Annotated in this window: 13 protein-coding genes; 10 read left to right on the top strand and 3 right to left on the bottom strand. The window is 72.5% G+C overall.

The features are described 5' to 3' along the window. Nucleotides 1–147: 147 nt before the first annotated feature. The 4 genes from KBX46_RS24245 to KBX46_RS24230 all read left to right on the top strand — a co-directional run bounded on the left by KBX46_RS24245 (nucleotide 148) and on the right by KBX46_RS24230 (nucleotide 3475). A complete protein-coding gene (locus KBX46_RS24245) occupies nucleotides 148–1098 on the top strand; it encodes an SRPBCC family protein (RefSeq protein ID WP_141909270.1) in 951 nt (316 codons plus the stop codon). Between the two features lie 28 nt (nucleotides 1099–1126). Next, nucleotides 1127–2299 (top strand): zinc-dependent alcohol dehydrogenase, encoded by a 1173-nt coding sequence (locus KBX46_RS24240; protein WP_210794177.1) that lies wholly within the window; start codon nucleotides 1127–1129, stop codon nucleotides 2297–2299. A 115-nt stretch (nucleotides 2300–2414) separates the two neighbouring features. Continuing rightward, nucleotides 2415–2969, top strand: coding sequence for a GNAT family protein (locus tag KBX46_RS24235; RefSeq protein WP_308159676.1), 555 nt, complete (start codon nucleotides 2415–2417; stop codon nucleotides 2967–2969). Nucleotides 2970–3088: 119 nt separating this feature from the next. Further along, nucleotides 3089–3475 (top strand): DUF2267 domain-containing protein, encoded by a 387-nt coding sequence (locus KBX46_RS24230; protein ID WP_210794175.1) that lies wholly within the window; start codon nucleotides 3089–3091, stop codon nucleotides 3473–3475. Between the two features lie 30 nt (nucleotides 3476–3505). Here the strand turns inward: KBX46_RS24230 and KBX46_RS24225 are convergent, their stop codons facing one another. Beyond that, a complete protein-coding gene (locus KBX46_RS24225; protein WP_210794174.1) occupies nucleotides 3506–4984 on the bottom strand; it encodes a glutamate--cysteine ligase in 1479 nt (492 codons plus the stop codon). A gap of 155 nt (nucleotides 4985–5139) precedes the next feature. On the opposite strand from KBX46_RS24225, the gene KBX46_RS24220 reads away from it, so the two are divergent. Further along, on the top strand, nucleotides 5140–5478 hold the full coding sequence (locus KBX46_RS24220) for a DUF3817 domain-containing protein (RefSeq protein ID WP_088948007.1): 339 nt from the start codon (nucleotides 5140–5142) through the stop codon (nucleotides 5476–5478). Between the two features lie 50 nt (nucleotides 5479–5528). Here the strand turns inward: KBX46_RS24220 and KBX46_RS24215 are convergent, their stop codons facing one another. Continuing rightward, nucleotides 5529–6077, bottom strand: a complete 549-nt coding sequence (locus KBX46_RS24215; RefSeq protein ID WP_185755288.1) for a hypothetical protein — start codon at nucleotides 6075–6077, stop codon at nucleotides 5529–5531. A 142-nt stretch (nucleotides 6078–6219) separates the two neighbouring features. On the opposite strand from KBX46_RS24215, the gene KBX46_RS24210 reads away from it, so the two are divergent. From KBX46_RS24210 to KBX46_RS24200, 3 genes are read left to right on the top strand one after another with little or no spacing between them, the layout of a single operon-like run. After that, nucleotides 6220–7344 (top strand): Vms1/Ankzf1 family peptidyl-tRNA hydrolase, encoded by a 1125-nt coding sequence (locus KBX46_RS24210; RefSeq protein WP_210794173.1) that lies wholly within the window; start codon nucleotides 6220–6222, stop codon nucleotides 7342–7344. Continuing rightward, nucleotides 7337–9091 (top strand): thiamine pyrophosphate-binding protein, encoded by a 1755-nt coding sequence (locus tag KBX46_RS24205; RefSeq protein ID WP_210794172.1) that lies wholly within the window; start codon nucleotides 7337–7339, stop codon nucleotides 9089–9091. Before KBX46_RS24210 ends, KBX46_RS24205 begins: the two co-directional genes overlap by 8 nt. A gap of 49 nt (nucleotides 9092–9140) precedes the next feature. Beyond that, nucleotides 9141–10244, top strand: coding sequence for an iron-containing redox enzyme family protein (locus tag KBX46_RS24200; RefSeq protein WP_210794171.1), 1104 nt, complete (start codon nucleotides 9141–9143; stop codon nucleotides 10242–10244). Between the two features lie 231 nt (nucleotides 10245–10475). Here the strand turns inward: KBX46_RS24200 and KBX46_RS24195 are convergent, their stop codons facing one another. Next, nucleotides 10476–10706: a CDGSH iron-sulfur domain-containing protein gene (locus KBX46_RS24195; RefSeq protein WP_210794170.1), complete on the bottom strand. Its 231-nt coding sequence runs from the start codon at nucleotides 10704–10706 to the stop codon at nucleotides 10476–10478. A gap of 275 nt (nucleotides 10707–10981) precedes the next feature. On the opposite strand from KBX46_RS24195, the gene KBX46_RS24190 reads away from it, so the two are divergent. After that, the gene (locus KBX46_RS24190; protein ID WP_210794217.1) at nucleotides 10982–12352 is read left to right on the top strand and encodes a hypothetical protein; all 1371 of its coding nucleotides are present in this window, start codon (nucleotides 10982–10984) and stop codon (nucleotides 12350–12352) included. Between the two features lie 223 nt (nucleotides 12353–12575). Further along, complete coding sequence (locus KBX46_RS24185) at nucleotides 12576–13718, top strand: SigB/SigF/SigG family RNA polymerase sigma factor (RefSeq protein WP_088948013.1); 1143 nt, start codon at nucleotides 12576–12578, stop codon at nucleotides 13716–13718. Nucleotides 13719–13742 lie beyond the last annotated feature (24 nt).

Genomic DNA, 13742 nt, shown 5'->3' with positions numbered 1-13742 from the left:
CGGAGCGTTTGCGCCCACGCTGCCCACATCGGGCGTTCTACCCCGAACCGGGCGCGCACGTCACGCCTACCGCATAGCGTCACGGGGGCGGGACCACCGCCGCTCCGCCGGCGGACCGGCGGTCACGTCCACCGGAAGGGACCAGGCATGACCCGGATCGACAGTGTGCTCCTGCCCGAACTGGACGGGCCGGTGCCGGCGACGCTGCCGAGCGCCCTGGGCCTGCTGAGCCTGGCGCTGGGCGTGGGCGCCCTGGTCGCGCCCGGACCCGTCGCGCGACTGACCGGGGTGGACGACTCCCCGTCCGCGCGGGCCGTGCTCCCGGCCGTGGGCCTCCGGGAGTTGGGCAGCGCCGCCGGTCTGCTCAGCGGCCGTCGCCCCGCCGGCTGGGCCTGGAGCCGGGTGGCCGGCGACGCCATGGACCTGACCCTGCTCGGAAGGGCACTCGCGGACCGCAGCGGTGAACGACGCCGCCGGGTCGCGCTGAGCACCCTCGCGATCGCCGGCATCACCGCCGTCGACGTGCTCTCCGCCGTGCGGATCGGGCGGGCCCAACGGGCCCGGGCCCGGGTGATCCGGATGGAGATCGCCGTGACCGTCAACCGTTCACCCGCCGAGGCGTACCGGTTCTGGCGGGACATGGAGAACCTTCCCCGGTTCATGGCGCACCTGGAGTCCGTACGCGCCGACGACCTGCGCCGCTCGCACTGGATCGCCCGTGGCCCGGCGGGTCACCGCGTCGAGTGGGACGCCGAGATCATCGACGACCAGCCGAACAAGTCGATCACCTGGCGTTCGCTGCCGGGCACCCGGGTGCCGAACGCCGGGCGGGTCCGGTTCGTGCCCGCACCCGGTGACCGGGGCACCGAGGTCCGGGTCGAGCTGCGGTACGCGCCTCCGGCCGGCGCGCTCGGGCGGGTGGTGGCGAAGCTCTTCGGCGAGGAGCCCGAGCAGCAGGTCCGCGACGACCTGCGCCGGTTCAAGCAGGTGCTGGAGACCGGCGAGGTGGTCCGCTCCGAGGGCAGCCCCAACGGCATCTCCGTACGCCAGCAGGCCATGCAGCGTCCCGCCCAGCCGCTGCCGTCGTCGCGCCGCTGACCGCCCACGCATCCGAAAGGGACCGACCATGAAGGCCACCGCCTGGATGGGCACCGACAGCGTCAAGGTGATCGACGTGCCCGACCCGAAGATCATGAACGCCCGGGACGCGATCGTCCGGATCACCACCACCGCGATCTGCGGCTCCGACCTGCACCTCTACCACGGCTACATTCCAGCGATGCGCAAGGGCGACATCCTCGGCCACGAGTTCATGGGCGAGGTGGTCGAGGTGGGCCCGGAGGTCCGCAACCTCAAACCGGGCGACCGCGTGGTGGTGCCGTTCCCGATCGCCTGCGGGCACTGCTCGTCCTGCCAGCGCGGCCTCTATTCGGTCTGCGAGAACTCCAACCCCAACGCCGGCATCGCCGAGAAGATCATGGGGCACTCGCCGGCCGGCATCTTCGGCTACTCCCACCTGCTCGGCGGCTACGCCGGCGGCCAGGCCGAGTACGCCCGGGTGCCGTTCGCCGACATCGGCCCGCTCAAGGTGCCCGACGAGGTCAGCGACGACCAGGCGGTCATGCTCGCCGACGTGTTCCCGACCGGCTACATGGGCGCCGAGATGTGCGACATCAAACCCGGCCAGGTGATCGCGGTGTGGGGCAGCGGGCCCGTCGGGCTGCTCGCCGCGGCCAGCGCCCGGCTCCTGGGCGCGGAGCGGGTGATCGTCATCGACCGGTTCCCGTACCGGTTGCGGCTGGCCGAGGAGCACACCGGCGCCGAGACGATCAACTACGAGCAGGCCGACGTGCTGGACACCCTCAACGAGATGACCGCCGGCCGGGGGCCCGACGCGTGCATCGACGCGGTCGGCCTGGAAGGCCACCACGGCAACGCCGCCATGTACGCGTACGACCGGGCGAAGCAGGTCGCCCGGGTCGAGACGGAACGGCCGTTCGCCCTGCGCCAGGCGATCCTCGCCTGCCGCTCGGGTGGGGTGGTCTCGGTCGTCGGCGCGTACGGCGGCTTCGTCGACAAGTTCCCGATGGGCGCGTTCATGAACCGCTCACTGGTCATGCGGACCGGTCAGTGCCACGTCCAGCGCTACACGCGGCCGCTGCTGGAGCGCATCCAGCGCGGCGAGATCGACCCGAGCTTCATCGTCAGCCACCGCATGCCGCTGCGCGACGCCCCGAAGGGCTACAAGATCTTCCAGAAGAAGCAGGACGACTGTACGAAGGTGCTGCTCAAGGTCTGACCGGCGGTCAGGTCTGCCGGCGGGGGAGTGCTGCGCGCGCGACGCAAGCTCCGGGCGGCGCGTCTCCCGCTGGCCGGGCAGCTAGCGTGTCGCCATGGAAAGTGGAGGCACGTCGGTGCCTGTCTCGACCGACGTCACTGTCCGGCTGCGCCCGGTTGGCGAGGCCGACCTGGGGATGCTCCGACGGTTCTGCACCGAGCCGGGCCTGATCGGGCTGGACTGGGCTGGCTTCAAGGACGCGGGGGCGCCAGCGCGGCGGTTCGCCGTCGACGGCTATCTCGGCGAGGACGACGGGCGGCTCGTCGTGGAGGTCGAGCAGGAGCAGGCCGCCGCCGGCATCGTCAGCTACACCGCTGGGCGTTACGCCGGACGGGCGTCGTACTGGGAGATCGGCATCGCCCTGCTGCCGCAGTGGCGGGGGAGAGGCATCGGCTGGCGCGCACAGGCGTTGCTCTGCGACTACCTCTTCCACCACAGCCCGGCGCAGCGCATCCAGGCCGGTACGCACCCGGAGAACGTCGCCGAGCAACGGGCGCTGGAGAAGGCCGGTTTCCAGCTTGAGGGCGTCATCCGGGCCAGCGAGTTTCGGGCCGGTCAGTGGCGCGACGGCTACCTCTACAGCCGGTTGCGCGACGACCCGTCCCCCTGGGACCCGACGCCGCAGGTCTGAGCGACGAGGGGAGTCCGGATCCGCGCGTGACCCCGTTTGTGGTCAGGGAGCCGGGGAACTCGCCCCGTTCGTCCGCAGGCAGGCCTGACGGCATGTCGAGGAGACCGAAGGAGCGGAGCATGGAGTACGAGCAGATGATCGCCACGGTACGACAGCGCGCTGGTCTCGGTGAGAACGAGGCGGTGCGGTCCGTGCAGGCCGTCCTGTCGGTGCTCGGTGAACGGCTCGCCGGACGGGAGGCCGACAACCTGGCGGCACAGCTACCGGAGCGGTTGAGCGGGTCCGTCACTCGCAATCCGGAGGGCCGTCGGTGGGATGTTGGCGAGTTCCTGAAGAAGGTCGGGGACCGCGAGCAGGTCGCGAACGCGGACCATGTGCGTCAACACGCCCAGGCGGTGCTGCGTACCGTCGCCGAGGCGCTCGATGACGACGAGCGACACGACCTGCTCGCCCAGCTTCCCGGCGGCATCATCGATCTCTTCGGTGTTCCCACCCCGCGAGGCTGAGCCCCGTGCGGATCGGGCCACCCGGGGCGCTCACGGGATCGGCCACTCGTGCACCGGTCGGTTGCTGTGCATCAGGTCCACGTAGTGGCGGACCACCTCGCGCAGCGCCTCCGGTCGGTCCAGGTGGTCGGCGGACTCCAGTCGGTGCAGCGTCTCCACCTGCCAGGTCGCGCCGTTGCGGCTGGTCAGGCAGCGCTGCTCGATGACGCCGAGCAGCCGGTCGCGCTCGGCCGGGTCGAGCCCCCACCGGTCCAGACCGTGATGCGCCATCGGCAACAACCGGCGCAGCACCAGCTCGGTCACCGGCAGGTAGCCGAGGCCGGGCCAGAACACCTGCGCGTCGATGCCGTGCCGGGCGCAACTGGTGAAGTTTTCCTCGGCGGCGCTGAACGACATCTGTGACCACAGTGGGCGGTCCGATTCGGCGAGGGCGCGGACCAGTCCGAAGTAGAAGGCGCCGTTGGCGATGGTGTCCAGCACGGTCGGTCCGGCGGGCAGCACCCGGTTTTCCACCCGCAGGTGTGGTCGGCCGCGGGACACGTCGTACACGGGGCGGTTCCACCGGTAGACGGTGCCGTTGTGCAGGCGCAGCTCGGCGAGACTGGGCACCTCGCCGGCCGCGAGGGCCTGCGTCGGGTCCTCCGGGTCGCAGACCGGCAGCAGCGCCGGGAAGTAGCGCACGTTCTCCTCGAACAGGTCGAACACGTTGGTGATCCAACGTTCGCCGAACCAGACCCTGGGGCGTACCCCCTGGGCTTTGATCTCTTCCGACCGGGTGTCGGTGGCCTGCTGAAACAGTGGGATGCGGGTCTCGCGCCACAGCTCCCGGCCGAAGAACAGCGGCGAGTTCGCGCCGACCGCGACCTGGATGCCGGCGATCGCCTGGGCGGCGTTCCAGTAGTCGGCGAACTGGGCCGGGCTGACCTGCAGATGGAACTGGGTGCTGGTGCAGGCCGCCTCCGGGGTGATCGTGTCGGCGGTGACGGCCAGCCGCTCCACGCCGCTGATGGCGATCGGCAGATCCTCACCGCGGGCCGCGAAGATCTGCTCGTTGAGCAGCTTGTAGCGGGGGTTCGCCGAGAGCGTCTCGGCGGTCAGATGCTCCGGGCGCAGTGTCGGCAGAATGCCGATCATGACCATGTGGGCGCCGATCGCCCGGGCCTTCACCTCGGCGGCGTTGAGGCTGGCCCGCACGTACTCCTCGAAGTCGGCGGTGCCGGTGCCGGCCAGCCGGCGCGGCGGCACGTTGATCTCGACGTTGAACTGGCCCAACTCGGTCTGGAAGCTCGGATCGGCGATGGCTGCCAGCACGTCGGCGTTGCGCATCGCCGGATTCGACGCCTCGTCGACGAGGTTCAGCTCGATCTCCACGCCGGTCAGCGGCCGGTCCACGTCGAAACGGGACTCGCGCAGCATCTCGGCGAAGACGTCCAGGCAGCGGCGGACCTTGTCGCGATAACGGGCCCGGTCTTCTCGACTGAAGGTTCGTACGCCGACGTCCTCGCCCATGGTCACCACCTTGTCACCGCTGGTCCCCCCTAACCTCGCACGTCCGGGGCGGGCGGGGAAAGACCCGATGGTCCCTTCCTACCCACCTGCCCGCCCTGATAGCCCAGTCAGGCCGCCCCGATAGCATTGCGGCCCTGAGAGGTGGTGGCGTGCGGATGCGCGAGAAGGTGACCCGGTTGTTCGTCGCGGCGGCGATCGCCGAGGCCTGCTCCTGGCTGGCCCTGCTGGTCGGCATGCTGGTCAAGTACGGCCCGCCGGACAACGAGCTGGGCGTCAAGATCTTCGGGCCGATCCACGGAGGCCTCTTCGTCGCGTACGCCCTGCTGGTGCTGGCTGTGGCCCGGCTGCGCCGGTGGAGCCTGCTGGCCACGGCGGTGGCTCTGGCCAGCGCGGTGCCGCCGTTCGCCACCCTGGCCTTCGAGCGTTGGGCCCGCCGCCGGGGGATGCTCGGCGTCGACCGCCAACCGGCCCGCGAGCCCGCCCCGGTCGGCTGAGCCGCCAACCCGCCCTGGTCGGCTGACCCGCCGGCCGCCTGCCTGAGCGATCAGGTCAGCGCGGAGCAGGCCACGACGCCGGCCAGCAGCAGCGCGCCCAGGAACGCCTGCAACAGCAGCGGCGGCCCGAGGTGCGACCAGAGCGTCGCGGTACGCGGGGTCAGCAGCTGCCCGGTGGTGAGGTTGACGATCCGCTCGATCCGGGGCGGCAGCTCCGGGTCCCGCTGCGGGCGCAGGGTGAGCTGCACCTGGTCCGCCGGGTGCAGGGCGCTCTGCGGCAGGTGACCGTGCAGCTCCACCTCGCAGAGCTGCCCTGCGGTGTTACGCAGTCGCACCGGCGTGACCAGATATTCCGGACCCTGCTTCAACTGCTTCCAGCGCCGGCGGGTGCCGCCACCGCCGAAGGAGAAGAGCGAGCGCAGCAGCAGGGCGGGCAGCCGCGCGAACGCCGCCGCCGCGAGCACCGCCACCAGCACCGGCTGCCCGATACGCACCTCGCGCGTGTAGCCGTCGAGCAGGCGGATCAGCCGCCCGGTGACGATCCGCTCCGTCGGGTGCACGATCCGTCGGGTTTCGAGTCCGCTGTCCATTTCCACCACCGAGAGTCCGCATGTGTTCACAGATCGTATCGACGTCCTCAGTTGAACGACGTGAATGAAACCTGGTCACGGGCTCACGGCCACGAGGTGACATCCCGGGCGACCCGGGTAAGCGGGGGGCCGAGCTGGAAAGGGGTCGAGCATGCAGCTGTCCTTCCTGCGCCCGCTCTACGACCGTCCCGGGCCGTGGTGCTCGGTGTATCTGGACGCCTCCGCGGACACGGAGGATGCCCATCCCGCCCTGGACCTGCGCTGGCGCGCCCTGGAGCGCCGGCTCATGGAACAGGGAGCCGACGAGGCGAGCATCGCCGCTCTGGACCGGGTGATCCGTGGCCACGACCCGATGGTCGGGGACTACGGTCTGGCGGTCTTCGCCAGTCACGGCCGGGTGGTGCTCTCCGAGTACCTGTCCGCGCCACCACTGCGCGATCTGGCCAGTTTCGCGCCGCTTCCGCACGTGATGCCGTTGCTCGCCCAGCGGGGCGAACAGGTGGCCTGGGTACGGGTGCTGGCCGACCGGATCGGCGCGGACGCCATCGCGATCAGTGCCGGAGGAGTGCCCCGGCGGGCCCACGTCGTCGGCGGGGAGACCTTCCCGCTACGCAAACCGCAGCCCGGCGGCTGGTCCCAGGACATCTACCAGAAGGCCGCCATGGAGGCCTGGCACCGCAACGCCGGTGACGTCACCGCGGCGACCGTGCAGCTGGCCGAGAAGGTCGGCGCGGAGGTGGTGGTGATCGCCGGCGACGTCCGGGCCACGGGGATGATCGCCGCCCAGATGCCCGAGCGCTGGCAGGACCTCATGGTGCGCACCGACGCGGGCTCGCGGGCCGAAGGCGCCGACCAGACCCTGCTGGACGACCTCACCGTGCAGACCATCGCGGAGGTCGCCGATCAACGGATCAGCGCCGCGCTGGACAGGTTCGGTGTGCAGGAGGACGTGGGCGGCGGGCTCGACGCGGTCGTCTCGGCCCTGCAACGCAACCAGGTGGACACCATGATCATCGTGGACGACCCGTCGGCCAACGGCGAGCTGTGGATCGGCGCAGAGCCGACCGAGATCGCCGTCGACCCCGGGCAGCTGGCCGCGATGTCGGTGACCGACCCGCAGCGGGTACGCGCCGACGCGGCACTCGTCCGGGCACTCGTCGGCACCGACGCGGCGCTGACCGTGTTGGGCCCCGAGGAGGCGCCCGAGCTCACCGACGGCGTCGGCGCGGTGTTGCGCTACGTCGACCCCAGTACACCGGGGCGCGAGAATGGCTGAGCGGCGGGTCGCGGATCTGGTGGTGGAGCGGCTCCTGGCCTGGCGGGTGCCCCGCGCCTTCGGGTATCCGGGCGAGGCGATCGCCCCGCTGATCGAGGCGTTGGACCGCACCGGCGGTGAGCCGGCGTTCATCCCGGCGCGGCACGAGGAAACCGCCTCGTTCATGGCCACCGGGCACGCCAAGTTCACCGGCGGTATCGGGGTCTGCCTCGCCACCCAGGGGCCCAGCGCCGTCCAACTGCTCAACGGCCTCTACGACGCCAAGCTGGACAGCAAGCCGGTGGTGGCGATCGTCGGGGAGGACATCTCCGGGCCGCTCGGCGGCGCCCACCAGGAGATCGGGCTGAGTCGCCTCTTCGGCGACGTGTGCAACCAGTTCGTCCGCTACGGCCGCAGCCCGGAGGACGTGGGGGCGCTGCTGGACCAGGCGTTCCGTACGGCGGCGGCGACGCGCAGCCCGACCTGCGTCGTGCTGCCCCGGCAGTTGCAGGAAGCCGTGGTGCCCGACCTGCAGACGTACGCCGCCGGGGTGATCACGGCGACCCCGGGTGAGCCGCTGGCCCGGGTGCTGCCCCACGAGGTGGACCTCGACGCCGCCGCGCAACTGCTCGGCGGCGGCCAGCGCGTCGCGATCCTGGTGGGGCAGGGGGGTCGGGACGCGGCCCCCGAGATCATCGAGATCGCCGACCGGCTCGGCGCCGGGGTGGCCACCTCACTGCTGGGCAAGCCGGTCCTCGACGAGCGGCTGCCGTTTCACACCGGGGTGCTCGGCGAGGTCGGCACCCCGGCGGCGGCCGAGCTGATGGGTGGCTGCGACACGCTGCTGATGGTCGGCACCAACGACCCGTGGACCGACTACTTCCCGATGCCCGAGCAGGCCCGCACGGTGCAGATCGACATCGACGGTCGCCGGATCGGCACCCGCTACCCGGCCGACGTGCCGCTGGTCGGTGACGCCGCCGAAACGCTGCGGGCGCTGCTGACCCGCCTGCGCGGCCGGCCCGAGCAGCAGTGGCGCGCCACCGTGGAGAGCTCGGTGGACCGGTGGCGGGAGGTCGCCGCCGAGCGGGTCGCCGCGCCCGCCGATCCGGTCAACCCGCAGCTCGTCCTCCAGGAGCTGTCCGCCCGGATGCCGGGCAGCGGCGCGGTCGCGGTCGACGTCGGCTCGGTCCTCTACTGGTACGCCCGGCACCTCACCCTGCCACCGGGGGTGAAGGCTCAACTGTGCGGCACACTCGGCTCGATGGGCTGTGCCCTGCCGTACGCGGTGGCCGCCAAGCTCGCCGCCCCCGACCAACCGGTCATCGCGCTGGTCGGCGACGGGGCGATGCAGCTCAACGGGCTCGCCGAGCTGATCACCGTGTCGCACCACTGGCAGCAGTGGCGCGATCCTCGGCTGGTGGTGCTCGTGCTCAACAACCGCGACCAGAACGGCATGGGTGGCGGGCGTGAGCCGTCGACCGACCCGACCCGCCGCCGACCCGACGTGCCGTACGCCGGTTGGGCCCGGCTGCTCGGGCTGCACGGGGTGCGGGTGGACCGCCCGGAGCTGGTCGGCGCGGCCTGGGACGAGGCCCTCGCGGCGGACCGCCCCTGCGTACTCGAGGCGGTTGTCGACCCGGCGGTGTCGTTGGCGCCGCCGGAACCGGCGTTCGCCGACCTGCGCGGCCTGTACGCCGAAGGCGCTCCAGCCCGGAAGGTCCGGGAGCAGGTGACGCTCACCGCGAACGCCGACGACCTCGTTTAGTCGCCCTGGGCCAGGGCATCAGAAGCGGCCCGACGATGCTGGAGGTCCCATGTCCGAGACCGCTGACCGCCGCTACGGCCCGGCGATCCTGCCGCGGCCGCGTGGCCCGCTCTCCGCGGCGGTGGTCGAGGCTCTGCGGCGCCCGCCGCACGACCTGCCGACCGGTCTCGGCGTCGACCTCGGCCCGGCGGACCCGATCACCGACGAGGACCTGCAACTGACCCTGTTCCTCTGCTACGAGCTGCACTACCGGGGCTGGCTCGGGGTGGACGACTCGTGGGAGTGGCAGCCGACGTTGCTCGCGTTGCGCGCCCGCTGCGAACGGGTCTTCGAGGCGGCACTGCGCCGGCTGGTCGGGACGCCGACAGTGCCCGCCGCCGGGGTGGCTGCCGGCCTGACCGAGCTGGTCGCGGCCGACGACGGGCCGCCGCTGGCCGCGACGCTGCAACGACGCGCCGACCTCACCCAGTTCCGCGAGTTCGTCGTCCACCGTTCCGTCTACCACCTGCGTGAGGCGGACCCGCACAGCTGGGCGCTGCCCCGCCTGGGCGGCCCGGCCAAGGCCGCGCTCGTGGAGATCCAGACCGACGAGTACGGCAACGGCCGGCTGGACCGGATGCACGCCGAGCTGTTCCGCCGCACCCTTGACCGGCTGGGGCTGGACACCGCGTACGCAGCTCACCTGGACGCCGTGCCGGCGGTGACCCTGGCGACCAACAACCTGATGTCGCTGTTCGGCCTGCACCGGCGGTTGCGCGGAGCGCTGCTCGGGCACCTGGCCGCGTTCGAGATGACGTCTTCGCTGCCGAACCGCCGCTACGGCAAGGGGCTACGCCGCCTCGGTTTCGACGAGGTCGCCACCCGCTTCTACGACGAGCACGTCGAGGCCGACGCGGTGCACGAGCAGATCGCCGCGCACGACATGTGCGGTGGCCTGGTCCGTGTCGAGCCGGACCTCGCCCCCGACGTGCTCTTCGGCGCGGCGGCCGGGCTCGCGGTGGACCGGTTGTTCGCCGGGCACCTGCTGGACAGTTGGGCCGCCGGTCGCAGCTCACTGCGGCCACCCGCCCCGCCGACCGTGCCGCCGACCGTCTCGATCGCCAGGGCCGCGCCCGCCGCTGTGACCCCGCCGGCCCCGCCCGCGCTCGTCTGATCCGAAGGGCTCGTCACACCCGGAAGCCGACGGATCAGATCCAATCGTGTGGGGTCTGCGTAGAGCGCCGGACGTTGGGTGAGGGCTTGCCGCTCCCTTTGCTTTGCACCCGCCCATGCGCCACACACGCTCCGTAGCCGGTGCGTGGATGGGTGCAGAGCAAAGGCGGCGTGGTGCCTATGGTCTGGGCCGTCCGCGCGCGCTCTCGCTACGTGACGAGGCGACGTGGGGTCACCCCTCGCGGGTGGTGCCCGCGCGGAAGTTGATCGCCATGTGGGTGCCGTCGCAGAACGGCTTGAGCCCCGACTTGCCGCACCGGCACAACGCCACAGTGCCCCGGCGCGCGTCGATGCGCTCGCCGTCCGGCGTGACCAGCTCGAAGTCGCCGCGGACCAGCAGCGGTCCGTCCTCGTACGGGGTGATCGTGGCGGCGGCTGGCTCGCTGGTGTCCTCGGTGCGCATGGCCCCGGAAGTGCCCGCCCTGGCCCGGGCGAAACACCTCCCGCCGCCGTGTTCCGGCACATGGGAGAAGGCCGTTGCCGGCCCGCTCCCGCCGATCGTCGCCGAACGCCGAGGATGACCGGCGCACCCCGCCGACCGGCGGAATGTGCCGCCGGGTGGGTGATGCCCCGTTTGAACCCCATCGGGACGGGAAGCCGGGCCGCGTGGTGAGCGAACGAGGCAAGGTGGGCCCGGTGCACAAGGTGCACAAGGGGCTGACGGCCGATGGCGCCGGTATGGCCGGCGACCGGGTCGTGGCCGCGGGCAGCGCCGCCCGGGTTCTGGTCGCCGCCACCGCCCGGGCGCTGCGCGGGGTGGACTGCGCCGACCTGGGCCAGACCGGCCCGACGTCGCGCTTCCCCGGTGCGCCCGAGCCGGTACGCCGTGCCGCGGTCACCCGCGCCGCCGGTCGGGTCGCGCTGACCGTGGCCCAGGCCGACGAGGTGGACGCCGCCCGGGTGGCCCGCTGGTTCGTCGACCAGTACCCCCGCCGGCGCTACCCGGGAGTCCTCATCGGCTCTCCGCACGGCGGTGCGGCACACCTCGCGGTGGCCCTCGGCGTGCCGCTGCTGCCGGCCGGCTTCGACATGATCGTGCACTGGTCCGACGGAGCGGTGGACCGCCCGGCGGCCGCCCTGGAGCACGGCGCGACACTCGCCACCCGGCTGCTTGCCGGCAACGCCGACCTGCACCTGCGGCAGGTGCACTGCCCGGCCAGCCGTGGCGCTCTGGCCGGCGTGACAGTGGCGCTGACCGCCGCGTGGAGGGCCCTGCCGGCCGCGTACGCGCAGTTCCTGGCCGACCGCCTGCTCCCCGGCGCGCCGGTGCTGCTGGTCCACGACGCGCGCACCTGGCCGGTCCTCGAGCGCAACGCTGGGCACAGCTTCCAGGTCGGCTGCCCCGCCAGCGGGCTGGACCCGGTGGACTTCCATCCGGACAGCCACGCGCTGCGGCAGGTCCTGCGCTCCGTCGGCGGCAGCGTGGCCCGGTGGGAGCCGCCGGAGGTGTCCGTGCCGTCGGGTCACGCCGAGCACGGCGTCGACCCGGGCTTCGAGACGGCCGCGCGGGACTGGTCGGCACGACACGAGCACCCGCTGCACCGGGTGCTGGTGCCCCGACCGGCGGCGTTGAGCGCGGGCGTCGCCGACCTGTACCGGCGGTGGCTGCGCGGCGCCGGCAAGACCGGTGACCGGTTGGTGGTGGAATGCGGCCGGCTGCTCGATCCGTGGCAGGTGGTGCGCGCGGGGCTGGTGCCGTACTGGTGCGAGAACGCCGCCCGGCGCACCGTCGACGAGGCCGAGTGGTGGCTGGCCGGCAGCGAGGCGTTCAGCTCGGTGGACGTGTTGCCCGAGCCGCCCGGGATGCGCTCGCCCGCGCTGGCGGGGCTGCCCCAGTGGCTGGCCGTGGCCGGGTTCGGGCGACGGCGTCGGGCGTTGGACCGGACCAGCGCCCGCGGCTACCCGGTGACCTCCGTGCCCACCCGCCGGGCCACCGAGGTCATGCGTGCCCAGCCGTACGACCTGCCCGTGCCGCCCCCGCTGGGGGCCGCCGAGGCGTTGGCAGTGCTCCGCGACAGCGGCGGCCACCAGGGGTTGCTGGTCTCCTGAGGCGGAGCACGCCGAAACATCCTCGCGAACCCGGGGTCCCGTGATTGAGTACCTACGGAGCGGGAACATCGCTGGCTGCGACGGCCTGATTGCGCTGCGTAGAGGCGGTGTCGCCCGCTGGCATCCCAGTCACTGACCCACTTTTCCGGCCCGGTGCGTGGCTCGACCACGCGCACGACCGGTTTCCCGATCCGGGCGGGGGACCTTCCTGAGGGAGGCGCGGATGTTCGGACAGACGAGTACGACCACGACCACACCACCACCCACCGAGCGAGGTCTGGAGGATCTCGACGCGGCGGCACTGGCGTACGCGGCCCGGATCGAAGGGCTGCCACCGGAGCGGCGGGGAGAGGCCCGGGACGACCTGGTTCGCTTCGCATTGCCCTTCGCCGGGCGACTGGCCCGCCGGTACCGGGGTCGTGGAGAGCCGCTGGAGGACCTGGAGCAGGTGGCCCGACTGGGGCTGGTCAACGCCGTCGACCGGTATGACCCGGAACGGGGCTCGTTCACCGCGTACGCCGCGATCACCATCGTGGGCGAGATCAAACGACACTTCCGGGACCGGACCTGGGGCGTACACGTGCCCCGCCGGCTGCGCGACCTCATCCTCGAGGTGGGGCAGGCCACCGCCGCGTTGACCAGCGAGCTGTCCCGAGCCCCGTCGGTGGCCGAGCTGTCGGCCCGACTGGAGACCCCGCAGGCGGAGATCCTCGCCGCGCTGGAGTCGGCGGCCGGCTACAGCCCCGCCTCACTCAACGCCCCGGTGGGCGGGGAGAGCTCCGCGGAGTTCGGGGACCTCGTCGGCGAGTCGGACAACGCGCTCGAATCCGTCGATGACCGGGTCACGGTGAGCGGCCTGCTGCACCGGCTTCCCTGGCGTGAGCGGCGCATCCTGGCGATGCGGTTCTACGGCAACCAGACCCAGGCGGAGATCGCCGCCCGGTTCGGCATCTCGCAGATGCACGTGTCCCGGCTGCTGTCGCGGGCGCTCACCTGGCTGCGCCAGGCAATGCTCGCCGACGCGCCGCCCCCGTGGCAGAACGGCGCCGCCGAGCCCGACCCGGGCAAGACCCGGATCTCGGTCAAGCAGAACGGCGACCGGGTGGTCGTCGAGGTCGGCGGCGAGATCGACCGCGACGGCGCGGACCAGCTGCGCCGGGCCATGCTGGAGGCGGTCACCGGCCAGCCCAGCGAGGTGGTCGTCGACCTGGTCGGCGCGGGTGGTTTCGACGCCGGCGGGATCGCCGCGCTGATGGCCGGACGGGACGCGGCGGAGCGGACCGGGGTGCCGCTGCGGCTGACCCGGGTGCAGCCCGCCGTGCGCCGCTCGCTCACCGCCGCTGGCCTGGCGCCGGCCCGGGACTGACCGCACACGTACGGGCGAAGGGCC

The organism is Micromonospora sp. C81 (genome assembly GCF_018070425.1).
GTDB lineage: Bacteria > Actinomycetota > Actinomycetes > Mycobacteriales > Micromonosporaceae > Micromonospora > Micromonospora zamorensis.
Note: the sequence above shows the minus strand (reverse complement) of the source record. Positions and strands in the feature narration are given on the sequence as shown.

Coding starts and splice junctions, on each gene's coding strand:
- KBX46_RS24245 (WP_141909270.1), top strand. CDS start 148: ATGACCCGGATCGACAGTGTGCTCCTGCCCGAACTGGACGGGCCGGTG.
- KBX46_RS24240 (WP_210794177.1), top strand. CDS start 1,127: ATGAAGGCCACCGCCTGGATGGGCACCGACAGCGTCAAGGTGATCGAC.
- KBX46_RS24230 (WP_210794175.1), top strand. CDS start 3,089: ATGGAGTACGAGCAGATGATCGCCACGGTACGACAGCGCGCTGGTCTC.
- KBX46_RS24225 (WP_210794174.1), bottom strand. CDS start 4,984: ATGGGCGAGGACGTCGGCGTACGAACCTTCAGTCGAGAAGACCGGGCC.
- KBX46_RS24220 (WP_088948007.1), top strand. CDS start 5,140: ATGCGCGAGAAGGTGACCCGGTTGTTCGTCGCGGCGGCGATCGCCGAG.
- KBX46_RS24210 (WP_210794173.1), top strand. CDS start 6,220: ATGCAGCTGTCCTTCCTGCGCCCGCTCTACGACCGTCCCGGGCCGTGG.
- KBX46_RS24205 (WP_210794172.1), top strand. CDS start 7,337: ATGGCTGAGCGGCGGGTCGCGGATCTGGTGGTGGAGCGGCTCCTGGCC.
- KBX46_RS24200 (WP_210794171.1), top strand. CDS start 9,141: ATGTCCGAGACCGCTGACCGCCGCTACGGCCCGGCGATCCTGCCGCGG.
- KBX46_RS24195 (WP_210794170.1), bottom strand. CDS start 10,706: ATGCGCACCGAGGACACCAGCGAGCCAGCCGCCGCCACGATCACCCCG.
- KBX46_RS24190 (WP_210794217.1), top strand. CDS start 10,982: ATGGCCGGCGACCGGGTCGTGGCCGCGGGCAGCGCCGCCCGGGTTCTG.
- KBX46_RS24185 (WP_088948013.1), top strand. CDS start 12,576: ATGTTCGGACAGACGAGTACGACCACGACCACACCACCACCCACCGAG.